This window comes from Kitasatospora sp. NPDC041988 (assembly GCF_055588525.1).
In genome coordinates this window covers 244,769-266,513 of sequence record NZ_JBVJCO010000001.1, presented here as the reverse complement: position 1 = coordinate 266,513, position 21,745 = coordinate 244,769, and the positions used below count along the sequence as shown (strand labels likewise).

Annotated in this window: 19 protein-coding genes; 7 read left to right on the top strand and 12 right to left on the bottom strand. The window is 71.6% G+C overall.

The window, feature by feature from the left end; genetic code table 11:
• Window positions 1-106: 106 nt before the first annotated feature.
• Both ACZ6NC_RS01060 and ACZ6NC_RS01055 read right to left on the bottom strand, forming a co-directional pair.
• The gene (locus ACZ6NC_RS01060; protein WP_465727596.1) at window positions 107-1,444 is read right to left on the bottom strand and encodes a lipase family protein; all 1,338 of its coding nucleotides are present in this window, start codon (window positions 1,442-1,444) and stop codon (window positions 107-109) included.
• Window positions 1,445-2,116: 672 nt separating this feature from the next.
• The gene (locus ACZ6NC_RS01055) at window positions 2,117-2,845 is read right to left on the bottom strand and encodes an SDR family oxidoreductase (RefSeq protein ID WP_465727594.1); all 729 of its coding nucleotides are present in this window, start codon (window positions 2,843-2,845) and stop codon (window positions 2,117-2,119) included.
• 560 nt (window positions 2,846-3,405) lie between these two features.
• Here ACZ6NC_RS01055 and ACZ6NC_RS01050 point away from each other — a divergent pair.
• Entirely contained in the window at window positions 3,406-4,611 is a 1,206-nt protein-coding gene (locus ACZ6NC_RS01050) for an NAD(P)/FAD-dependent oxidoreductase (RefSeq protein WP_465727592.1), read from the top strand.
• A gap of 169 nt (window positions 4,612-4,780) precedes the next feature.
• On the opposite strand, the gene ACZ6NC_RS01045 is transcribed toward ACZ6NC_RS01050, so the two are convergent.
• The 3 genes from ACZ6NC_RS01045 to ACZ6NC_RS01035 form a co-directional block, all read right to left on the bottom strand.
• Complete coding sequence (locus tag ACZ6NC_RS01045; protein ID WP_465727590.1) at window positions 4,781-6,019, bottom strand: cytochrome P450; 1,239 nt, start codon at window positions 6,017-6,019, stop codon at window positions 4,781-4,783.
• Between the two features lie 173 nt (window positions 6,020-6,192).
• Window positions 6,193-7,587, bottom strand: coding sequence for an NAD(P)/FAD-dependent oxidoreductase (locus ACZ6NC_RS01040; RefSeq protein WP_465727588.1), 1,395 nt, complete (start codon window positions 7,585-7,587; stop codon window positions 6,193-6,195).
• Complete coding sequence (locus tag ACZ6NC_RS01035; RefSeq protein ID WP_465728295.1) at window positions 7,584-7,865, bottom strand: ferredoxin; 282 nt, start codon at window positions 7,863-7,865, stop codon at window positions 7,584-7,586. Before ACZ6NC_RS01035 ends, ACZ6NC_RS01040 begins: the two co-directional genes overlap by 4 nt.
• Window positions 7,866-8,660: 795 nt before the next feature.
• Between ACZ6NC_RS01035 and ACZ6NC_RS01030 the strand changes: the two genes are divergently transcribed.
• Both ACZ6NC_RS01030 and ACZ6NC_RS01025 read left to right on the top strand, forming a co-directional pair.
• On the top strand, window positions 8,661-9,383 hold the full coding sequence (locus tag ACZ6NC_RS01030) for a dienelactone hydrolase family protein (RefSeq protein WP_465727586.1): 723 nt from the start codon (window positions 8,661-8,663) through the stop codon (window positions 9,381-9,383).
• Window positions 9,384-9,532: 149 nt separating this feature from the next.
• Window positions 9,533-9,724: a hypothetical protein gene (locus ACZ6NC_RS01025; RefSeq protein WP_465727584.1), complete on the top strand. Its 192-nt coding sequence runs from the start codon at window positions 9,533-9,535 to the stop codon at window positions 9,722-9,724.
• A gap of 363 nt (window positions 9,725-10,087) precedes the next feature.
• Here ACZ6NC_RS01025 and ACZ6NC_RS01020 read toward each other — a convergent pair whose 3' ends face one another.
• Window positions 10,088-10,501 carry a hypothetical protein gene (locus ACZ6NC_RS01020; protein WP_465727582.1) on the bottom strand — a complete coding sequence of 138 codons (414 nt, stop codon included), beginning with the start codon at window positions 10,499-10,501 and terminating at the stop codon, window positions 10,088-10,090.
• Between the two features lie 363 nt (window positions 10,502-10,864).
• Between ACZ6NC_RS01020 and ACZ6NC_RS01015 the strand changes: the two genes are divergently transcribed.
• A complete protein-coding gene (locus ACZ6NC_RS01015; RefSeq protein ID WP_465727580.1) occupies window positions 10,865-11,023 on the top strand; it encodes a hypothetical protein in 159 nt (52 codons plus the stop codon).
• Between the two features lie 42 nt (window positions 11,024-11,065).
• Here the strand turns inward: ACZ6NC_RS01015 and ACZ6NC_RS01010 are convergent, their stop codons facing one another.
• The 3 genes from ACZ6NC_RS01010 to ACZ6NC_RS01000 all read right to left on the bottom strand — a co-directional run bounded on the left by ACZ6NC_RS01010 (window position 11,066) and on the right by ACZ6NC_RS01000 (window position 14,552).
• Window positions 11,066-11,323: a hypothetical protein gene (locus ACZ6NC_RS01010; protein ID WP_465727578.1), complete on the bottom strand. Its 258-nt coding sequence runs from the start codon at window positions 11,321-11,323 to the stop codon at window positions 11,066-11,068.
• A 642-nt stretch (window positions 11,324-11,965) separates the two neighbouring features.
• Window positions 11,966-13,252, bottom strand: a complete 1,287-nt coding sequence (locus tag ACZ6NC_RS01005; protein ID WP_465727576.1) for a phospholipase D-like domain-containing protein — start codon at window positions 13,250-13,252, stop codon at window positions 11,966-11,968.
• 310 nt (window positions 13,253-13,562) lie between these two features.
• Complete coding sequence (locus tag ACZ6NC_RS01000; RefSeq protein WP_465727574.1) at window positions 13,563-14,552, bottom strand: helix-turn-helix transcriptional regulator; 990 nt, start codon at window positions 14,550-14,552, stop codon at window positions 13,563-13,565.
• Between the two features lie 93 nt (window positions 14,553-14,645).
• Between ACZ6NC_RS01000 and ACZ6NC_RS00995 the strand changes: the two genes are divergently transcribed.
• Window positions 14,646-15,044, top strand: a complete 399-nt coding sequence (locus ACZ6NC_RS00995; RefSeq protein WP_465727572.1) for a VOC family protein — start codon at window positions 14,646-14,648, stop codon at window positions 15,042-15,044.
• A 310-nt stretch (window positions 15,045-15,354) separates the two neighbouring features.
• Window positions 15,355-15,822: a hypothetical protein gene (locus tag ACZ6NC_RS00990; RefSeq protein WP_465727570.1), complete on the top strand. Its 468-nt coding sequence runs from the start codon at window positions 15,355-15,357 to the stop codon at window positions 15,820-15,822.
• Between the two features lie 487 nt (window positions 15,823-16,309).
• On the opposite strand, the gene ACZ6NC_RS00985 is transcribed toward ACZ6NC_RS00990, so the two are convergent.
• The gene (locus ACZ6NC_RS00985; RefSeq protein ID WP_465727568.1) at window positions 16,310-16,999 is read right to left on the bottom strand and encodes a DJ-1/PfpI family protein; all 690 of its coding nucleotides are present in this window, start codon (window positions 16,997-16,999) and stop codon (window positions 16,310-16,312) included.
• Window positions 17,000-17,070: 71 nt separating this feature from the next.
• On the opposite strand from ACZ6NC_RS00985, the gene ACZ6NC_RS00980 reads away from it, so the two are divergent.
• On the top strand, window positions 17,071-18,024 hold the full coding sequence (locus tag ACZ6NC_RS00980; protein WP_465727566.1) for a helix-turn-helix domain-containing protein: 954 nt from the start codon (window positions 17,071-17,073) through the stop codon (window positions 18,022-18,024).
• A 171-nt stretch (window positions 18,025-18,195) separates the two neighbouring features.
• On the opposite strand, the gene ACZ6NC_RS00975 is transcribed toward ACZ6NC_RS00980, so the two are convergent.
• A complete protein-coding gene (locus ACZ6NC_RS00975; protein ID WP_465727564.1) occupies window positions 18,196-19,821 on the bottom strand; it encodes an amino acid adenylation domain-containing protein in 1,626 nt (541 codons plus the stop codon).
• Between the two features lie 56 nt (window positions 19,822-19,877).
• On the bottom strand, window positions 19,878-21,689 hold the full coding sequence (gene asnB, locus ACZ6NC_RS00970) for an asparagine synthase (glutamine-hydrolyzing) (protein WP_465727562.1): 1,812 nt from the start codon (window positions 21,687-21,689) through the stop codon (window positions 19,878-19,880).
• Window positions 21,690-21,745 lie beyond the last annotated feature (56 nt).

Below are 21,745 nucleotides of genomic sequence, written 5' to 3'. Positions count from 1 at the left end.
CCAATCTGGGCCCCCCACGCCCCCCAACGGCTTCCCTCCCCACCCCGACCAACAGGGCCCCCCCCCCGTGGCCCTCGGTGGCGCGGCCCCCTCGCCCGGCGCGGGGTCAGGAGGCCCGCGCCGGCTTCTCCGGGGCCAGCGAGTTCCCCGCGGGAATGCGACCGCAGTCGGAGGGAGCGGCCCGGCCCGCGAACCGGTCGCCGAGCCAGCCCATCGCGAGGGGCGCCCAGACGACCGGGACGCCCACGTGGCTGAGCAGGTCGAACTGCTGGTACTTGATCGCGCCGTTGCCGGTGGCGCAGTACTGCCGGGCAAGCGCCCGGACGTCCCCCGCGACCATGACACCGTCACCGGTTCCGATGCCCGGGGAGTTGCCGAAGGTCCCTTCCAGGACACCCCCGTCGCCCTGTGCGACGTACCCGGGGACGGTCGGGGTGGGGGCCGAGCCGAGGTTGATCCTGTTCACCGCCTCCAGGAAGGGCGGCACCGAGTTCGGCTCGGCGTACTGCGGCTTCGCCAGCTTCTTCCAGGTCAGACCCGGGTAGTGGCCCAGGGCGTCGACGATCGACCCGTGCTCCAGCTCCCGGTACACCTCCAGGCCGTAGTCGCTCAGGTAGGGCTTGAGGTCGATGCCGAAGGAACGGGAGACCCCGATGACCGCCATGGGGATGACGCCGCTCCACACGAGGGAGCCGTCGACGTACTTGAGGTTGTGCGCCGGGTCCACGAGCAGACCGCCCTCGGCGAAGCCGACCAACTTGCTGTTGACCTCAGGGGCGTAGCCCGGTGCGAGCGCGGCCGCCCAGTTGGTCGCTATGGCGCCGCCGGAGTAGCCCATCAGGGCGATGGCGGTGTCGGAGTCCATGCCGGTCTCCGTGGACCTGGTCGCGGCGCGGATCGAGTCCAGCGTGTTGGCCGCGTACTCCGGGCCGGCCGCGAAGTCGGCGCTCTGTCCCTCGGTGTCCGGGATGACGAGGTTGTAGCCCTGCAACAGCAGCGGCACCAGGAAGACGGCTTCGGCGTTCGCGATGACGCCGCCCAGGGTGAGGTCGCCGGCGATGGCCCGGGAGGGGCTGTCCCGCGGGTCGAGGGAGTCGTAGAACGACTGGTAGGACACCGCCCTGCTGCCGTCGCCCGTCAGGCTCCGCACCACCGTGGTGACGTTGGCGGCCGGACGGCCCTGGGCGTCGGTGGTGCGGTAGAGCAGTTGGATCGCCTTCACCGGGGTGGGCAGGCCCACGAGGTGGTACTGCAGCGTCCGTGTCTTCAGCACGGCCCCCGGCGCGAACGAGGCCAGGGGCTCGCTGCCGTCGTAGGTGTAGAACGGGTCGCTCGCCGTGGCGACCGACGGCGCGGCGGCTGTGGCCGTGGCGGCCGGAACGGCGGTGACGGCCATCGCGGCGACGACGGCGGCGGCCATGAGTCGAGACGTGTTGGTGCGCATGATTCCCCCGGTTCATGGGATGGGATGGTGGGCCGTTGGTACACGGTGGGGCGTTGAGGTCTTGGGCCGCGTCGGGACACGGTGGTGGTGGAGGAGGTGGAGGTCGCCGGCAGGCGGCGCTGCCGCACGGGAGCGCGGCAGGCGGTCTGACGGGCCGGGGCGGGGTGGCCTGACGTGCGATCGGGTGCGGGCCCGTGAACGTGCAGGTGGAGGCGTGGGGGTGGAGGCGTGGGGGTGGAGGCGTCCGATGGACGGCGAGGTCGGGGTCCGCACACGTCTGGTGATCCACCGACAGGAGTGTTACCGACTGGTAAGTAACTTCACGGAAACCATGATGGCCGCGGTACGGCGCCGTGTCCCCGGGCCGTACAACAGAAATTCACGAAGTGGATTGTGACCGCGCCCAAAGCGGCGGAACGCGACTCGATACCACGGTTCGCCGGCATACCGGCCCACGAACGGCTCCGGGCCGCCGTGCCGGCCCTGGCACCCGCGGTGATGGCCCGGCTCCTCGAACGGCTCCCCGCGTACCGGCTGATCGGCTGTCTCCGGCTGGTGAGCTGCGCGGTGGCGGCCGGGTACGTCCAGGAGCCGCAGGCGGTGGATCCGGACGGCAAGGTGCCGCTCCGGACGTGGCGTCAGCGGCCATGTCCGAAGCGGCAAGGAGATCGGTCAGACCTGTTCGAAATGGAACGCCTTGATGAAGCAGTCACGGGGCTGAGCGACTGCGAAGAGGATGCAGTCCACGAGCGACTGTGCCGTGAGGGTGTCCTTGGACTCGCGCGGAGTGGTCTCCCACTCCTCGGAGAGCGGGTCGGCGTTGTCGAAGTCGGGCGGGTAGAGCGATATCACCCGGACTCCTCGGGGGCGTAGGCGCTTGGAGAGGATCTCGCTGAACCCCGCTTGCGCGCTCTTGGCCGTGTAGAAGGCGTCGTGGGCGTCCGAGCGGTGCTGGCCGGCCGTTCCGCAGGTGGAGACCATCGTCACGACGTCCGGCTTGTCCGAGTTGAGCAGGAGAGGGAGAAAGTTCTTCACGGTCAGGACCGTCCCGGTGGCGCCGGATGCGATGGTGTCGACGACATCGGCGTCCGTTGCGGACAGCAGGTCCGGCCCTTCGAGCCAGCGGGAGCCGTTGTTGATGAGCACGTCGACACGGTCCGTGTGTCGCGCGACGCCGGAGGCGAAGTCGCGGATTGAGGCGGGGTCCGTCAGATCGCAGGCAAAGGCGTGGACCCGCTCATGGCCTCGATCGCGAATCTCGTCGCGAACACGCTCCGCGGCGGCGACACTGCGCGCGGAGAGGAAGACCTCGGCGCCGAGGTCCGCCAGCCGGATGGCCAGGGTTCGCCCGAAGTCGCGGCCGGCGGCGGTGATGACGACGCGGTGATTGTCGAATCTCATGTTGTCACTCCTGATTCGTGGATCGGTTGTTGTGGTGCAGTACGGCGGCTGACGTCGGCAGCGTAGGTGGCCCAGTCTCCGGCTCCGCGCGTAGGCCGGAATGTCCGGGTTCATTGGACGGCGCCGTCGCCGCCATCTGCTCCAGCCGGTCGAAGACGAGCTTCGCGCCGGCGACGGCTTCGTGCGCAGCCCCGAGCGGCTGATCGCGACTCAGCTTCTCAGCGTCGCGCGCGAGCGCTGGACGGCTCGACGAGGCGACCGTCGTAGAGCCGAGTGCCGGCCTGCTTGACATGCCTCAGCACGGGTGAGACCTCCATGCTCTGAAGGACGGTCAGGAACCCGATGCGATCCGAAGTGACAGGCCGAACGCCTGCCGGAGTACGAGGCGTTGTCAGTCGCCACCATCTCCGGCTTCACCTCGCCGTCCAGGTTCAGCAGCGCGTCCAGGATCGGCGCGAGTTCCGCGAGCTCCTTATCGCACAGGTCACATGGCCGTAGCTGTCACGGGGGCCGGGTCGTCGGTGTCTTGAGGCCGAACCCCTTGAAGCGGAGGAGACACCGTGAACGAGAACACCGATGTGGTCGTGATCGGCGGCGGGTACGCCGGGGTCATGGCGGCCAATCGCCTGACGCAGCGCGGCGATGTGACGGTGACCCTGATCAACCCGCGCCGGAGCTTCGTGCACCGGATCCGCCTGCACCAGCTGGTGGGCGGGACCCACGACGCGGTCGTCGACTACCGGGAGGTCCTGGGCGAGGGCGTCCGGCTGGTGGTCGACACCGTGACCCGGATCGACGCGGCCGGTCGCGGCGTGGAGCTGGCGTCGGGCGGCACGGTCGGCTACGACTACCTGGTCTACGCGGTGGGCAGTGGCAGCGCCGATCCGCGGGTGCCCGGAGCTGCCGAGTTCGCCTACCCGATCGCCGGCCTGGAGGAGGTGCAGCGGCTGCGGCCGGTCCTGGACGCCGCGCCCGCGACGGCCGCGGTGACGGTGGTCGGCGCCGGTCCGACCGGCATCGAGACCGCAGCCGAGCTGGCGGAGGCGGGCCGCGCCGTGACCCTGGTCTGCGGCGGGGTGCTCGGCCCGTACCTGCACCCGCGAGGCCGGCGCTCGGTCGCCAAGCGCCTGGCCAGGCTCGGGGTGACCGTGCTCGACGGCCCCGACTCGAAGGTGACGGCCGTGACCGGCGATGCCGTCCGGCTCGGCGGCGGCCGCGAGCTGCCGAGCGAGGTGACCGTCTGGACGGCCGGTTTCGGGGTCCCGGACCTGGCCGTGCGCAGCGGGCTGAGCACCGATGCGCTGGGCCGTCTGCGCACGGACGAGACGCTGACCAGCGTGGACGACGTGCGCATCGTGGCGGCCGGTGACTCGGCGGCACCGTCGGACCTGCCACTGCGGATGAGCTGCCAGGCCGCCCTGCCGATGGGCGCGCGGGCCGCTGACACGGTCCTCAGCCGGATCGCGGGCGAACAGCCCGGGACCCTCAACCAGTCGTTCGCCGCCCAGTGCATCAGCCTGGGCCGAAGCGACGGCATCTTCCAGTTCGCCAACCGGTCCGACGTCGCGGTGTGGTTCAACATCGACGGCCGCCTGGGCGCGAAGCTCAAGGAGGTCGTGTGCACGGGCGTCATCAAGCACATGGCCGACGAGGCACACAAGCCCGGCGCGTACAGCCTGCACCGCGTCTCAGGGGGTGCCAAGCGCCAGCAGCTGCTGCAGGCCAAGCGCGGCGAGGCGCCGACGCCTGCTGGTCGGGCCGCCTAGGTGGTCGAAGACCGTCGAAGATCACGGCCGTCGGCGAACACAGGGGTTTCGAGATACGAGCGAGCCCGCCGCCGGCCCGGCGGCCGAGACGTTCGCCGCCCACCGCAACCTGTGCTTCACCGTCGCCTACGAGGTGCTCGGATCGGCGGCCGGGCGCGGGCGGGGTGCCTCAGCGTCGCACGCCGTCGATCGCGATCCGCAGGTGGCGGGGCCCGCGCAGCACCGCGTTGGTGCGGTACGGGGGCGGGTCCTCCACCAGGCGCGGCCGCTCCAGCCGGCGGGCGAGTTCGGCGAGTGCCAACTGTGCCTCCAGGCGGGCGAGGGGCGCGCCGAAGCAGCTGTGGATGCCGCTGCCGAGGCCCAGGTGCTGGATGTCCGGCCGGTCGGGGTCGAAGCGGTCCGGGTCCGCGAACCGCTCGGGGTCGCGGTTGCCGGCCGCCAGCATCAGCCAGAGCGAGGCCCCCTTGGGGATGGTGACCCCGGCGACCTCGATGTCGGTGATCGGCGTGCGGCTGGGCAGCATCTGCACCGGCGGCTCGTAGCGCAGCAGTTCCTCCACCAGCGGCACCGCCAGCCGCGCGTCGGCGCGCAGCCGCTCCAGTGTCTCCGGGTGGCGCAGCAGGGTGAGCATGCCGTTGGTGATCAGGTTGACCGTCGTCTCGTGGCCGGCGATGAGCAGGAGTGCGGCGGTGCTGAGCACCTCCATGCCGCTCAGCCGGCCCTCGGGCCCGTGGCCGGTGGCGAGTTGGGAGAGCATGTCGTCGCCGGGCGCCTTGCGGCGTTCCTCGATGAGGGCGTTCAGGTAGAGGCCGAGCTCGACGCGGGCCTGCTGGGCGATGCGGTTGCGTTCGGTGAGGTCCTGGCCGGGCTGTGGGTCGAGGGTGGCGACGAGGGTGTCGGCCCAGCCGTGGAAGCGGCTCTCGTCCTCGCGGGGGATGCCCAGGAGGCGGCAGATGACGGTCACGGGGAACGGGTAGGAGAAGTGGTCGACCAGGTCGATCTCGTCGCCGTCCAGGGCGTCGATGAGGTCGGTGACGATGGTCTCCAGTTCGCCGTGCATGCCGTCGATGCGGTGGGGGCTGTGCGGCGGGCCGAACGGGCGGTTGGTGATGGCGCGCAGCCGGTCGTGCTCGGGCGGGTCCAGTCGCAGGAAGTTCGGTGGCAACACCCCGCCGGCGTCGCCCTCCTCCTGTCCGGGCACCGCCGCGTCGGGCACGGCCCGGTAGCGGGCCTCGGAGCTGATCCGCGGATCGTGGAGCAGCGCGCGCACCGCGTGGTAGCCGCCGATCACGTACGGGCCGGTCTCGTCGTGGTGCACCGGCTTCTCCCGCAGCCGGGCGTACAACGGGTACGGGTCGTGGCGGTTGGAGTAGTCGGTGATCTGTTGCAGCAACGTGAGGTCGGTCATGACGGTCCTCGGGTTCGTGGGGCACCGCGCGCGTCGTGCGGGTGCGGGGTGTCCGTGGGAGGGCCCGCGGCTCGTCGGCCGGCGGCGGGAGGGCTCGGCGGGGACGGCGGACGCGGGCGGCGGGCCTGGGGGTGCGGGGCGGCAGGCGGCGGGCGGCGGGCGCAGGGCGGCGGTCAGGCCCGGCCGGGGGTGAAGGTGACGGTCCGATCGGCCGGGGAGTAGCCACTGACGGTGACCGTGGGGCCGTGCGAGGGCACCGACGGGTCGGGGAAGCCGGCCGGGCGCGGGCCGCCGCCGTCCTGGGGCCGGTCCATGGTCTGGAACGGCGGCGGGAAGGGCGCGGTGCGTTGGATCAGGTCCTCGTAGAACGGAAGCCAGCGTCCGTGGTCGAAGGTGACCGCGGCGATCACCCGCCCCTGGTGCCCGTACACGGCCGTGAACCGGCGTTCGGCGAGCGAACCCTGGGTGACCATGATCTCCTCCCCCATCGACGGCACCCCGACCGACTTGATGTTCACCCCGAACTGGGACGACCAGAAGGCCGGCACCCACAGGTGCGGCAGCCGCTGCGGGCCGGCGCTGATCATGTTGTGCGCGGCGACCTCCGCCTGTGCGACGGCGTTGCCCCAGTGCTCCAGGGAGAGGAACTGGTAGCCGAACAACGGGTGCGGCGAGCGCGCCACGTCCCCGGCCACGAACACGTCGTCGGTGACGATGCCGCGCACGTCGAACGCCCGGCAGCCGGCGTCGCAGGCGATCCCGCGCGGGCCGGCGCCCAGCCCCGACCCGGCGAGCCAGTCGGTGTTGCGGATCGCGCCGAGCGAGACGATCACGACGTCCGCCTCGACCGTCGAGCCGTCCGACAGGGCCGCCGAGCGGACCCGGCCCGCCGCGTCGCCCTCCAGGGCGGTGACGGTGACCCCGCACCGCAGGTCGACCCCGGCGTCGAGGTGCATCTGCGTGGCCACCTCGCCGATCACGCCGCCCAGCGCGCCTACCAGCGGCGCGGTCCCGCGCTCGGCGACGGTGACGGCCAGGCCGCGTTCCCGGCACGCGGAGGCGATCTCGGAGCCGGTGAACCCCGCCCCGATCACCAGCACCCGGCGCGGGCCGGCTCCCAGCCGGCGCTCCAGCGCGGCCGCGTCGTCGCGGCCGCGCAGCACGAACACACCGTCCAGGGCGGCCTGCTCCGCGTGCGGCCAGGGGCGGGCCCGTACCCCTGTCGCGATCAGCAGCCGGTCGTACTCCAGCTCGTCGCCGTCGGCCAGGCGCACCCGCCGCGCGGCCATGTCCAGCCCGGTCGCCGCGTTGCCGAGCCGCCAGTGCGCGTCCACCTCACGCCGGCGCGGCAGCGCGGTGTGCTCGGCGGACGCCACGCCCAGCAGCACCTGCTTCGACAGCGGCGGCCGGTCGTACGGGCCGTAGGGCTCGTCGCCGACCAGCGTGAGCGGCCCCGTGAAGCCCTCGTCCCGCAACGTCTCCGCCGCCCGCAGCCCGGCGAGGGAGGCGCCCACGATCACGATGCGTCCCTCGCGGCGGAGCCGCTCCAGCCAGCCGTCACCGTTCACCGCCCACCACCTCCGTGGCCGCCGGTCTCTGCCCCGATATCCGCCCCGCCGACACCTGTCCCACCGGCGGGCGTGCCCTGCTCCTCGTCCCCGTCGTCGACGACGATCGCCTGCACCGGACATGCCGCGACCGCCCGTGCGATGCGGTCACGCTGTTCGGCCCCGGCCCGCGGGGTGTAGAGCAACGCCTCGTCCCCGTGCATCCTGAAGACGTCCGGCGCGAGGAACGCGCACTGCGCGTACCCCTGGCAACGATTGAGATCAACGACCACCCTCACCCGGACACCACCCTCACGACACGCGGTCACCATCCACGTCAGCCTCCGCCACCCGGGCCGCCACCGCCCGCCGGAGCACCCCCATCGAGTGACCCGCCCGGCCGCGCGGCCGGCCCGGCCGTCCACGGCTGCCGCTCCCCCGGACGGCGGCAGCCCCCCGACACGCCGACACCGCGGGTCAGGCCGTGGAGGCGGGCCCCGACGGCAGACGGACCCACAGACCACTCCTCATCCGGTCCGCTCGCTGATCCGAGGGAAACCGTGGCGGGCGTCAGTTCCATGGTTCCCGGTGGGGGTTTTCGCCCAGCACCTTCGCCGCGGCGACGCAGAGGTCGCCGACAGCCGCAGCCGCCACGACCGCCAGGCCCAGCAGCGGCACGACCAGATCGAGACGACCTGGCGCGAGCGGGCTCTGAACGCCGAGGCCGAGCTGACCCGCGCACAGAGGAGGTCCTCGCCCAGCGGCAGACGATCGGCGAACTCATGGGCCAGATCAGGGACCGCGAAGGCGCCCGCTCCAACCTGCGCTTCGCCGACAAGCGCATCGCCGACCTGGAAGCCCAGCTCCCTGGCCTTCGGGCGAGTGGCTCCGTCGCATCGGCCGCCACGGAGCCTCCGCAAAAACCTGTTGGCGGACCAGAGCGACCGCTGATAGCTTTCCGGAGGCCGTGCAAGAGAACGAGGAGGTGGTACCCGTGAACGCAATATCGACATGGGTGCTCCCCTCCGGGGTCATGGTCGGGCGATAGGTCGTCCGGGAGCGCCGTTTCAACAGCACTCCCGAAAGGCACGACCATGCGATTCACTTCCGAACAGCGCCTCGACGACGACGTCCTCGAACGCGAATTCACCCTCGGCGAGATCCCCGGCACCCTCTGGACGCCCGAATCCGCCGCACCGACCCCACTGATCCTGATCGGCCACAACGGCGGCTTGCACAGGCGGGAAGCGCGGTTGGTGGCCCGGGCCCGGCAATCCGCGGCGTACGGATTCGCGGTGGCCGCCATCGACCACCCCGGGCACGGGGACCGGCCCCGTTCCGCCGTCGACGAGCAGGCTCGCGGCGACCTCCGCCGAGCGATGCAGGCCGGCGAGCCGGTCGACGAGATCTTCGAGTCCTTCGTCGGCCCGCTGGTCGAAAGGGCGGTCCCGGAATGGCAGACCACCCTGGACGCCCTCCTTTCACTCCCCGAGATCGGCGGTCCGGTCGGGTACTCGGGGATGACCGCCATCGGTATTCGGCTGGCGGTGGTCGAGCCGCGCATCGCGGCTGCCGGGTTCTTCGCCGGCGGATACGTGCCCCGCGCCCAGCGCGAGGAGGCCCGGCAGGTCACCATTCCGCTGCTGTTCCTGCTGCAGTGGGACGACGAAGGGAACCCCCGGCAGCGGGCCCTGGACCTGTTCGACGCCTTCGGCACCAAGGAGAAGACGCTGCACGCCAATCTGGGCGGACACGCCGGCACCCCGTGGTTCGAGGTGGACGACGGGCACCGGTTCTTCGGCCGCCACCTGAAGTGAGGCCGGGCCGTGAGGCCGGGCCGACAGCCCAGCAGCAGACGGTAGGCGGTGTCAGCCAGGTGCCGCAGGACAACCTGAGGAAGAACGGGACCCACCAGAACCTCAGGAGCAAGTGGTTCCCGCCGCAGTCTGCGTGAGCGCACCGCCGCTTGGCCGAACCGGCCGTCCCCGGTCCTCCGATCGGGGACGGCCGCCGTTATTTTCAGCTGGAGATCGCGGAGAGCGTCTTCACTCTCGCTGCCGCCGTCCTGGCGATCCTGGTCGTGCGCCGACTGAGCGCCATGCAGGAGGCCCGCGCCGGGCTGACCGCCCCCGGGCCTGCTGAGATGACGACAGCCTGAGAGCCTCATGCGGCCCTGGCGACCTGCAAGGCGCGGTCAGAGGCTGACGGCGCACTCGGGCTCGGCACGGATGGACCCTCGACCACGCGTCCCGACCGGCGGCACCGCCGCAGATGTCCGGGCTTCACCGCGTCGCCCCCTGCGGCTCGATGGCGGCAGGGAGTGGCAGCGGGCACGCGCAGGCGGTGCCCGCCGGGCGCTGGGCCGGCGGGCGCGTCGGCGCCAAGGCGCAACCGGCGTCGTCCAGGTGCGTGCGGTAGGCGTCCCAGTCCTGGCGGTGGTGCGGGCGCAGGCTGAGTACGGAGCACATCGCTGACCATGCGCTTTCCGGGCTGTCTCAATCCAGGTCCGCGCGCGTGTGTCTCAGTTCCGTGGCATTTCCTTGTGGGCGCCTTCTGCAACCATCCGCTCCGCCCACTCGCGCTGGGTCACCGCTTGCTCGATTCGGCTGACGATGTCCTTCTTGGACGCCGCGTCCAAGGTCTCCGGAAGCTTGTCGAACGTGTCGGGAAGGACGTCGAGCAGGCCCCGGATCTGTTCGCCGGTGCTGACGGTCAGCAGCAGCTGGCACCTCCACTGCGGCGACACTTCGGGACGGTGGCTGAGCCGGTGCACGAGTGCAGGGACCAGGTAGTGCGTCCCCGCTGAGACGAGGTGGTCTCGTAGCCAGTCGACCGGGAGCCGCTGGCTGAAGCCGTAATCGGCGGCCTCCTGTTCCAGGGTGAGGAGTTGGTCGGTGTCGACGGCTCGGACGGTGTGGGGAAGATCTTGTGCCATGCCCAGATGATGCCAAGATCCATTCCTACGGCCCAGCAGCGGGTGCGTTCCGCCGGCCCCGACGTGAAGGTGGGGTGGTGAGCATCGTCGTACTACTCGAGCCCGAGCTCGTCCGCGCTTCTGCGATGGGTGACCCCACGGACTACGTCGAGGGCGTGCGGGCTGTACACGCGGCATCGACGGCCGACCCATCCGTGCCAGGGGAACCCGACGACTTCACGTTCTGCGGTATGAACACCGGACGGATGCGGAGGGACCCGTACCGGGCTCCTCGGCCCGACGCGACGTGGTACCCGCCCAAGTGGCAGGGGAAGGTCTGCTCAGCCTGCGACAGCATCCTCCGCGCATCCTGAGATCACGGGCTTGACCATCGACCTGCCCGGCGGCTGCCTCGACGTGATCACCACCAAGGCCACCGCTGACCGGACCGGCTGGATCCTGGCCGAGGAGCCGGGGCCAGCTGGGGCCCGAACTACTTCCCGTACCCTGATGGTGGGCGGCCCCTCACGTCGACGAGCGTGAGGGGCCCGCCATCGTTGCGGGGCAGGTCGGTGGCAGGAGAGGTCAGGCGGCCGGTGGTGGCGTGACCTGGCAAACGACGAGGTCCAGGCGGGGGACGACCCAGTAGGCGAGCAGGTCGCCGCCGACATCGAGGTGGCGCATCGGCTCGTCGCTGCCTTGGCAGGTGGTGTCGTCGACGTAGAGGACCTCCGCGGCCCGGACGAGTTCGTCGGCCTTGAGTTCTATGGCGGCGAGGAAGTCGGTGGAGCGGCCGCCGGCGACCCGCTCCTGGTCGAGGAGGTACTCCCCGCTCCAGGTCACCCGGTCACCGCCGCGTAGGCGGCGCGGTAGAGCTCGGCGACGGTGACGGCGTGCTCGCCAGTGGGCCCGCCCCGGCGAGCACGCCCGACGCGAGCGACGCGGTACGCGGCCTGCTGACCCGCTGACGCCGAAGGCCCTTCTGCTCGAAGCTGAGGAGACAGGCCTCCGGCACGCTCGGCAGACCAGACGAACGCCCTGCCGGCGGCACCGTCTCGATCCGATCCAGCGGGGCGGGCGCTTCGGCCCGCATTGTCACAGTTCCGGCGCCGCCGGCTGTCCTGCTCGCGCTGCCGCTTGGCTTGCTTCGGTGTCGGCACCCGGGCCCGCACCCTCTGCCTCCTGCCGACCAGCGCCTCGCTGAGGCCGCGGAGAGCCAGGGCTGACCGACGGGACTCGAATCCACAACCCCTGAAGATCACCAGCAGCATCCGGAAGTTGAGCCAGAGCCACGACCCGTGAACAAAGCCACCCCCTTCACCGCCTGGTGGAGATGCTCTGGCAGAGGGCTCAAGGCGCGTGTTCCTCGCTGTGGCCGACGGACGGTTCCGCCCGGTCGGGTGTGCTGCCGGCGGGGGCGGAGAGGATGGGCATGGACCGATCCTCTCCGCCCCGGCCGCCTCGGCCGGCGGATATGAGCGGATGTCAGGCGCAGATCGAGTTGGCCTTCATCGCCTCGAAGTTGGCCACGAAGGCGTCGTGCACGGCGACGTTGGTGACCTTGAGCAGCGTCTCGTCGTTGGAGCGCAGGTTCGGGACGGTGTAGTTGTGGCTCCCGGTGAAGACCACCTTCCGCCCGGCGACCTTGTTGTAGTTGCCCTCGATCAGCATGTACTTGGAGTGGATGCCGATCGGCCGGATCACGCCCTTGTCGTCGATCGCCGTCCCGGTGCAGGTGGCGAAGCGGTCCAGGCCGCCCTCAGCGAGTGTGGTGCGGACGGTGTCGCCGAGGGTCCCCTTCTTGGTCTCCTCGTCCACCTCGTCGGTGGCCAGCACCTCGACCTTGCAGCCCTCCTGCTTCTTCCGGACCAGCGACTCGGCGACGTTCGTCCGGGTGAAGGCGAACATCGCGACCCGGATCCGGCCCGCGCCGTCGGAGCAGTCGATGTTGGAGAGCAGCGAGACCACGGTGTCGGTCTCGGGGTCGCTGATCGGCTGGCCGTCGCGCTCCTTGCGGGGGAAGAAGTAGGTCTTGTAGGGGCCGGTGGTGCTGTCGGCGCTCTGGTAGTAGTGCTCCAGCCCGTCGCTGGTGGTCCCGCCGTGGAACTGGAGGTCCTCGAAGTACCCGGCGTAGTTCTGGTACAGCCCGGCGTCCGGGATGGTGACGGCGTTGTTGAAGTAGTCCACCCGCTGCGTGGTGGTCAGGTTGGCCGAGCTCTGGAACACCACGTTCGGGGTGGCGCCGACCTTGGAGAACAGGAAGAACTTGTTGTGGTTGATCGGGTGGGCCGAGCCGCTGCCGTCCAGGTCCCGGCTGCCGATGCAGCCCCGTTCCTTCGGACAGGTCATCACCCAGGAGTCCCCGCCGAACACCTGGTCGCCGAGGCCGGCCTTGACCACCTTGCCCTCGGAGTCCCTGAGCCCGTCCCGCAGGTGCTCGAACTCCCCGCCGTTCGGGGTGTTGTCGGACTCGTGGTCCAGGATCATCTTCACCTTCACCCCGCGAGCCTTGGCGTCAAGCAGCGCGTTGCGGACCGCGTCGTCGGTGAACAGGAAGATGCTGCCGCGGATCTCCTCACCGGCCGGCGTGCGCTTGATCAGCGAGACCAGGTGGTCCCGGATCGCGTTCTGCTGCTCGGCGTTGAGGCTGGTCGGGTCATTGAAGGTCGCGGTCAGCGGGACGGTGTCCTCGACGGCCACCGCGCCCGGCGCGCCGAGCAGCGACACCCCCAGAGCCAGTGCGGCGGCCGTCGCGGTACGACGAAGTCGCATGATTCCCCCTCGGTTCGAGAAACGATCTTGTTCGAGATGGGACTCTAGCGGTCAGCCCCGGCGGCTTGGGCAGCGGCCGCCAGGTTTTGGAGCGCGGTCAGATGCGCGGCCGGTGCGGCCCGCCGCCCGATCCTGGTCGCCGCCGGCCAGGTGCGGGGGCGCTTCCCGACGCATCCCTTCCTGATCCACACGTATCGGACGTCAGCGCCATGGCGTCAAGGAGGGCGGCTCGGTGGTCGCGCCGCTGGTCATGGCCGGATTCATGAGCGGCAGCCTAGCTGTGCCGTCTCATGACATTGGTTCCTCGCTGTCAGGCTTGGCGGGCGTAGGACGTGAGGCGATCGGCGAGCGCGATGACGAGGTCGCGCAGTTCACCGGGGCGCTCGATGACGAACGGCCGGTCGAGTGAGGCGAGTACCGGAGGCAACCAGTCGAGCCGCTGCGCCCGCAGCTCGACGCGCAGCCAGTGCTCGGCCGCCGGGTCCTGGCCGGCCGCGGGCTCGTGCTCCTCCAGGCTCGCGACGCCGGCGGGAAGGTGCGCGCGGATCTGCTCGACTGTCCCGTGGATCCGCAAGGTCACCTCATGCCGGTACTCGGCCGTGGCGAATCCTGACAACACGCGCTGTGCCGGACCGGGACCCACGGGCGCTTCGAATGAGCCGGGCAGGGCCCTCGCGGCTGCGATGCGATCGAGCCGGAAGGTTCGGTCCTCGCCGACCTGGGCGTCCTTGCCCGTCACGTACCACCGGCCCGCATGGGCGACGATCCCGTATGCGTGCAGTGTGCGTTCGCTGCGCCGTCCGTCGCGGTCGGTGTAGCGGATCGAGACCGGTCGGCGATGGCGCACCGCATCGGCGACGGTGAGCAGGAGCCCGGCGTCCGGGTGGTCCAACTCGCCAGGCTGATCCGTGAAGGCGAGAGCTTCCAGGAGTGTGTCGAGCCGGCGGGCGATGTGCTTGGGCAGCACCCGCCGGATCTTCGCTGACGCCGTCTCGTTTGCCGTGCGCTCCGTCGTCGTCAGCCCTGCCCGGCGGCCGGCGACCAGGCCGAGCAGCACGGCCAGCGCCTCGTCGTCGCTGAGCATGAGTGGAGGCAAGCGGTACCCGGGAGCCAGCCGGTACCCGCCGTAGCGGCCGCGCACCGACTCCACGGGCACGTCCAGGTCGATCAGCTGGTCCACATACCGCCGCACGGTGCGCCCTTCGACGCCGAGACGGTCGGCGAGCTCGGCCACCGTCCGGGTGCCGCCCGACTGCAGCAGCTCCAGGAGTGTCAGCACGCGGCCGGTGGGTCGTGGCATATTCGCAGCCTATCGCGAATACAGGACCGATTCTGTCCACTATTTCTCCTAGCCTGCGACGTGCACGCCTCCAGCACAGCCAAGGAGATTCCCATGGACTTCGTCTCGATCCGCATCATCACCAGCGACGTCGCACGCCTCGTCGAGTTCTACGAGCGAGCTACAGGGCTGCAGGCGATACGGGCCACCGAGGACTTCGCCGAACTCAAGACCGCGGGCGCAACCCTCGCGATCGCCAGCACCCGCACCGTCCCGCTGTTCGCCCCGGGCTCTGCCCACCCGGCGGACAACCACAGCGTGATCACCGAGTTCCTCGTCGACGACGTGGACCGCGTTCACCAGAACCTGACCGGCTTCGTCACCGACTTCGTCAACGAGCCCACCACGATGCCCTGGGGCAACCGGTCGCTGTTGTTCCGCGACCCCGACGGCAACCTCGTCAACTTCTTCACCCCCGTCACCCCGGAGGCCATCGAAAAGTTCGCACGCTGACGCCACGCACAGCCGCTCACGCGGGAGCCCCGAGGTCCCAGATCCCACCGGACCCCGGCCGCCCTCACTCGCCGCCGACCTTCGGCACCACCTCGCACCGACCAGGACAGGCCCAGCCGCGGTGGGCAAACTCACCGCCGGGCCCGGGGGCAAAACTCCCCCGGGCCCGTGCGGGTACGTGCGGGCGGTGTGACGCAGACGCAGCCGCGTGCCCTGGTCAGGACGCGCGGCGGCCACAACGCCCCGCTCGTCCTCAGTCCGACGCCCTGACGGTCGGCCGGCTGTCCGTGGGCGGGACTACGCTCGCCACATGTCGGACACCGAGGTCACATCCCATCGCACAGCCGTCGACCGCCTGTTGGCCGCCCCGTTCGCCGAGCACGAGGACCGCGACGGCCCGGAGTGGAGCGGCCCGGGCTTCCGACTGGCCGCACTGATGGAGTCCCAGGACTTCTGGGAGATCCACGACCCGGACGTGATCGACGCGGAAGAACGGAGGATGGAGGCAACTCTTGACACGCTTGCGGCCGCTCTCGCCACGGCCTGGGGCGCTCCGACCACCGTCGAGCTGTGGCCCTATCGCGAGACCGACCTGCCGGACCCCGCCGCACCGGGCCCCCTGGGGTTCCTGGCCAACGTCGCCTCCGAGCTGCGGGTGTGGCAGCCGTCCGCCGACCGATGGCTGGGCCTGGCCGTGGGCCAGGCCGACCCCGAGCTGCCGTTCCGACTGCTGGCGCTGGTCGGCTCCGGAACCCTCCCCGAGCCGCCGGCCATCTGACGCCAGGCGCGGCGGATGCGACCACCAGCTCCCGCTGCGTGCCCTGCGTTCTGCAGGTCGGGCCCGGTCCCGGTTCGCAGCCGGTCACCGTCGCGCAGGACCGCGATGGCGCCGGGCGGGCCGTCCGGCCGGTCGACCAGTTCCTGCAGGCGGGCACGGAGCGCCCGGTCGCCGCCGTCGTGAGGTCCCGCGGCGGCGGGGCCGGCGGGCACCAGCGCCAGCGAGGCGGTGAGCAGGGCGGTGACCGTGCGCCGGTGGCTGCGGATGCGGGTGCGGGTGCGGGTGCGGGCGAACGGCTGGGCACAGTGACACGGCGGGGCCTCCGAACGGCGACTGGGCGGCGGGAACGGCCGCCGCTCCGGCCGCAAGGGATCACCAGTCGGCGGCCCGGGGAAACGTCCGGCGGCTGCCGTGACCCACCCCGGCCGAGCCGGCCGGCGAGGCCGTCCGGGCCCCCGGAGGCGCTCCGACGGCCCGGCTTGCGGCATCATCGCGGCACAGCCCCGGACCTTCCCGGCCCGTCCGGGCGGTCGGTCCCGGCGGTGTGGTCCGTCCCGGCGGTGCGGTCGGGTGTCCACCGGTATTCCATCTGGTGGGCGGTGCGACGGGCGAGGTGTTCACCGAAGAGCCGGCCCACGATGTGCAAGCCGGCGTCGATGCCCGCGCTGATCCCCGCGGAGGTGACGATGTCGCCGTCGTCGACCCACCGGACGTCGGTGCGCACCCAGATGTCCGGCCAGCGACGGGCCAGTTCCTCCTGATCCTCCCAGTGGGTCGTGGCCGGGCGGCCGTTCAGAGCCCCGGTGGCGGCCAGCAGGAAGGCGCCGGTGCAGATGCTGAACGTCAGTGCGGAGGTCTTCTGGCGCCTGGCGAGCCAGTCGATGACGTCCGCGTCCGTCTCGACCGCCGTGGTAACGCCGCCGGGGATCACCAGCACGTCGAAGGGCGGGTCCTCGTCGAGGGTGTGATCCGCCAGGATCTTCAGGCCGCCGCGGGCGCGGACCGGCCGGTCGGTCGCCGCGACCGTCAGGACGCGCAGCATGGGCTCGTCGTCAGCGGTGCGGGCGAGCCGCCCGGCGGTGCTGAAGACCTCGAAGGGGCCTCCCATGTCGAGGACTTCGACCTCGTCGAAGACGAGCATTCCGAAAGTCAGCGGAGCAGTGGTGTCTGGTTCCATGCCCCAAGCCTCGGGCCTCGCGGACGCCGACCGACAGTGTCGGAAACGGCGCTCACCGCTAGGATTCCGCCATGCGCCATCACCGGATCGCCTGCCTCGCCTTCGACGGGATGGCCCCGTTCGAGCTCGCCACCGTCGCGGAGGTGTTCGCGGTCTCCCGGCCGGAGCTGGACGTGGACTGGTGGTACCGGTTCGAACTGTGCGCCGAGACACCCGGGCCGCATCGCGTCGTGGGCGGATTCGACATCGTGGTGCACCACGGCCTGGACCGGCTCCGGTACGCCGACACCGTCATCGTCCCCGGCGTGGCGGACGTGCACCGCGACGTCTCCGCGGCCGTCCTGGACGCCCTGCGAGAGGCGCACGCGCGAGGAGCGCGAGTGGTCTCCATCTGCAGCGGCGCCTTCGCCCTGGCCGCAGCCGGCCTGCTCGACGGCGAGGAGGCGACCACGCACTGGCGGCACGCCCGGCTGCTCCAGGAACGCCATCCGGAGGTGACGGTCAACGCGTCAGTGCTCTACGTCGACCGCGGATCGGTCATCACCGCCGCCGGCACCGCCGCCGGCATCGACGCCTGCCTGCACCTCGTCCGCAAGGACCACGGCGCCGACGTTGCCGTTCGTGTGGCCCGCCGTATGGTCGTGGCCTCACACCGCGAGGGCGGCCAGGCCCAGTTCGCGGAGCATCCGGTGGCCAAAGCGCCGTCCGACGACCCGGTCGGCAATGCCATGCGGTACGCACTGGACAACCTGCACCGGCGTCTCACCGTCGGCGAACTGGCCGACGTCGCACACCTGTCGGTACGGCAGCTCGAACGCCGCTTCGCCGACGCGGCCGGTCTGCCGCCGAGACGCTGGATCACGCACCAGCGGATCCGGGCCGGCGCCGCACTGCTGGAGACCGCGGACCACCCGATCGACCAGGTGGCCGGCCGCGTGGGCTTGACCGTCGCGGGCTTCCGCCACCACTTCCGGGAAACGATGGGCGTCAACCCGTCGACCTACCGTCTCCAGTTCCGGCGCTGACCGGCGCCATCAGACAGCGGAAGCCCTCACGTAGGCGGCAGCCCGACCCGACGCCCGCCGACGAGGAAGAGCGCGCGGCTTTCTTGACGAGCACCGAGCGGCCCTGCGCCGTGCCCTTGCGCGCCCGGTCACCGGCACGCACACCACCGTGCGCGCGGGCTTGACGGCGGGTCATCCGCGGGGGCGGGCGGAGGGCGGGGCGGAGCCCAGGTCGGCCAGGGCTCGGCGGTCGGTCTTGCCCGAGGGGTTGATCGGCAGCTCGGGCAGAGGGATGAACCGGTTCGGCACCATGTGGGCGGGCAGGGCGAGGCGGGCGTGGCTTCTCAGCCGGTCCACCAACTGCGGGTCGGGGGCGGAGTCGGGGGTGCGGTCCGCGGAGTCGGCGGGGGTGTAGAAGGCGGTCAGTTGCGGTTCGCCGAGTCGGCTGAGCGTACGCACGACCGCCAGGTCACGGACGCCGGGGGCCTCCCGCAGGCGTGCTTCGACCTCGCCGAGCTCGATCCGGTAGCCGTTGATCTTCACCTGGTCGTCGGCTCGGCCCGCGTAGCAGAACGTGCCGTCGGGCAGCAGTCTGGCCAGGTCGCCACTGCGGTAGTGGCGGCGGGTGGTGCCGTCGGCGCAGGGCAGGACGGGGAAGCGCTCGGCGGTCAGCTGTGGCCGGTCGAGGTAGCCGGGGGCGATGCCCGCTCCCGAGACCAGGATCTCCCCGCTCTGCCCGGGGCTGATGTCCGCGCCGTGCTCGTCGACGACCCGCAGCTGCCAACCGTCCAGCGGCTCCCCCAGGTCGGTGGCGAAGGCACCCTGGCCCGCGGGGTCCGGCTCCTGGTCGAGTTCCTGGTCGGTGAGCAGGCGGTAGGTGACGAAAACGGTGGCCTCGGTGATGCCGTAGGTGTTGACGAACCGGGTGCTCCGGCCGAAGACCGCCCGCCAGGCGCGGATGTCGCGGACGTCGATCGACTCGCCGCCGAAGATCACGTAGCGCAGTGCGGGCGGGACCGCGATGCGGCGGGTGGAGGCCACCCGCGCCAGGTGGCGGAAGACGGAGGGGACCACGTTGAAGACCGTGACGCCCTCGCGTGCCAGCAGGTCCAGGGTCGCCTGGGGTGAGGCCGCCACCTCCGGCGGTACCACCACCAGGCTCGCCCCGCTGAGCAGGGCGCCCCAGATCTCCCACACCGAGAAGTCGAACGCGTAGGAGTGGAAGAGCGTCCACACGTCATCCGGGCGCGGTTCGTAGCGCGGCTCGCAGGCTCGGATCAGGGCGGCCACGTTGCGGTGCGGAACCGGGACGCCTTTGGGGCGGCCGGTCGAACCGGAGGTGTAGATGATGTAGGCCGGTGTGTCGGGGTCCACCGGCGGCCCAGGTGCCGGCGGTGGCGGAGACGGCAGTGCCGGCACTGCAGGCGCGTCCAGCCGTAGCACGGGCAGGGCGGCGAGTTCGGCGGGCAGCGGCTGGTCGGAGAGCACCAGGGACAGACCCGCGTCCTGGGCGGTGAAGAGCAGCCGCTGCGCCGGGTAGGCCGGGTCCAGCGGGACGTAGGTGTTCCCGCTGCGGAGTACCGCGAGCATGGCGACCACCACGTGGGTGCCGCGCCGCAGGTGCAGCCCGATCCGCGCGCCGGACTGTGGGCAGCTCTTCCTCAGGAGGGAGGCCAGCTGCCCGGACTGGTGCGCGACTTGGGCGTACGTCAGCTCGCCGTACGGGTCGCGGACCGCGATCTTGTCGGGGTGGCGCAGGGCCTGCCGGTCGAAGAGGTCGTGGACCAGCAGGTCCCCAGCGGGGGCGGGTTCTGTCATCGTCTGGCGGCCTTTCCTGGTGGTCTGCCGGTGCGGGGCGGGTGCGGGGCGCGGGGTCACAGGGCCGGGCGGATCCGGCGGGCGCGCAGCCAGCCGTCGAGTTGGAGCACCATCTCGGTGTCGGCCCGGCCCAGCCAGCCGCCGCGGTCCAGCCGGCGCGGGTCGTCGACGACCTGCCGGGCCTTGGGCAGGTCGAGCAGCGGCCGTACGGGCGCGTCGCGGTCGGCCAGGACCTCGCGCAGCCGCTCGACCAGCGACTGCTTGTACCCGGCGTGATAGGTGATCGGGAACGGCACCTTGGGCCGGTCGAGGACCGAGGCGGGCAGCAGGTCGGCGGCGATCGTTCGCAGCAGGCTCTTGTCCCGGCCGTCGAAGGACTTCATCCGCCAGGGGACGTTGTACAGGTAGTCGAAGAGGCGGTGGTCGGAGAACGGGAAGCGGACGTGCAGCCCGGCGGCCGCGGCCAGTCGCTCGGAGTGGTTCACCGCCTGCTCGTAGAGCCGGGTCATGTGCAGGTAGTCGATCTCCCGGGCCCGCCGGTCGTCGGCGGGGGCGCCGGGTAGGTGCGGCACCTCCTGGCGGGCCTCCTCGTAGCGCTCGGCGCAGAACGTGGTGAAGTCGATCCCGCGCAGCATGTCCTGGTCGAACAGGTCGTTGCCGATCCCGTTCGCCAGGCCGAAGGCGCGGGCGCGCTCGATCCAGGGGAAGGTCCGGTGTTCGGTCGAGGCCCGCTCCTGATCGCTGATCAGGCCGCCGAAGACCGCGTCGGCGGCCTCGCCGCTGAGCGCCACCGGCGTGTGCGCGGCGACTTGCCGGTAGAACAGGAAGGGCGTCAGGTTCTTGTCCCCGAAGGGTGAGGGGAAGTCCTTGGCGGCCAGCACCGCGTCCAGGGTCGGCGGGTGTGTCAGGGTGGCCGGGTCGACGAGGATCTCCTGGTGCTCACAGTCCAGGTGTTCCACCACCGCCTGGGCGAACGGCCGGTCGGGCACGGTGGCGGCGCTGTCTCCGAACGAGACGGTGAAGGTCCTCGGCCCGGCTGCGGCGCGCCCGGCCACCAGGGCCGTCAGGGCGCTGGAGTCCAGGCCACCGGAGAGCAGTACGGCGGGCGGGAAGGCCGCGGCCTCGCGGGCGATCACCTCCTCTAGCATCGCCCGGGTCGTGGCGATCGTCGAGGCCAGGTCCTCGGTGTGCGGGCGCGCCCGCAGGGCCCAGTACCGGTGCTCGCGCACGCCGTCCGGGCCCAGCCGGACCAGGTGGGCGGGGCGGACCTCGCGGACCTCGCGCAGCACCGAGTGGCCCGGGCGGCGCACCTGGGCGAGTAGCGAGCACAGACCCTCGGCGTCGAGCTCGTTGTCGACCAGCGGATGCTCGCCCAGCGCCGCCGCCTCGGACGCGAAGAGCGCGCCCTCCGGCAACGGAAGGTAGCTCAGCGGCTTGATGCCGAACCGGTCCCGGCACAGCACCAGTTCACTGGTCCTGGCGTCCCAGATCGCGAACGCGAACAGGCCCTCCAGGCGCTCGGCCACCGCACAGCCCCAGCGCAGGTAGCCGTGCAGTACCAGCTGCGCGTCGGTGCTGAGCGGTCCGGGCAGGTCGGGCCGGTCGAGCGCGGAGCGCAGCTGCGTGGGATTGTCGAGCACGCCGTCGAAGGTGATCGCGGCGAGCGGGCGGTCGTGCTCCTGGACCACTGCGGGCTGTGCGCCCCGGGGCTCCAGGGCGTCGGCGCTGTGGCCCAGCAGGGCGTGTGGGCTGATCCAGTGCCGGTCGCCGTGGGTACCGCGGACGAGTCGGGCCGTCATCGCGGCGACGGCGGCGCTCTCGCGGGTCAGGTCACGTCGGCGGTCGACCCAGCCGGTGATCCCGGACATGGTGCTCTCACCTCTTGGATCGGTAGTTGTTGGGGCGGGAGGGCCGGCCGTGGGGG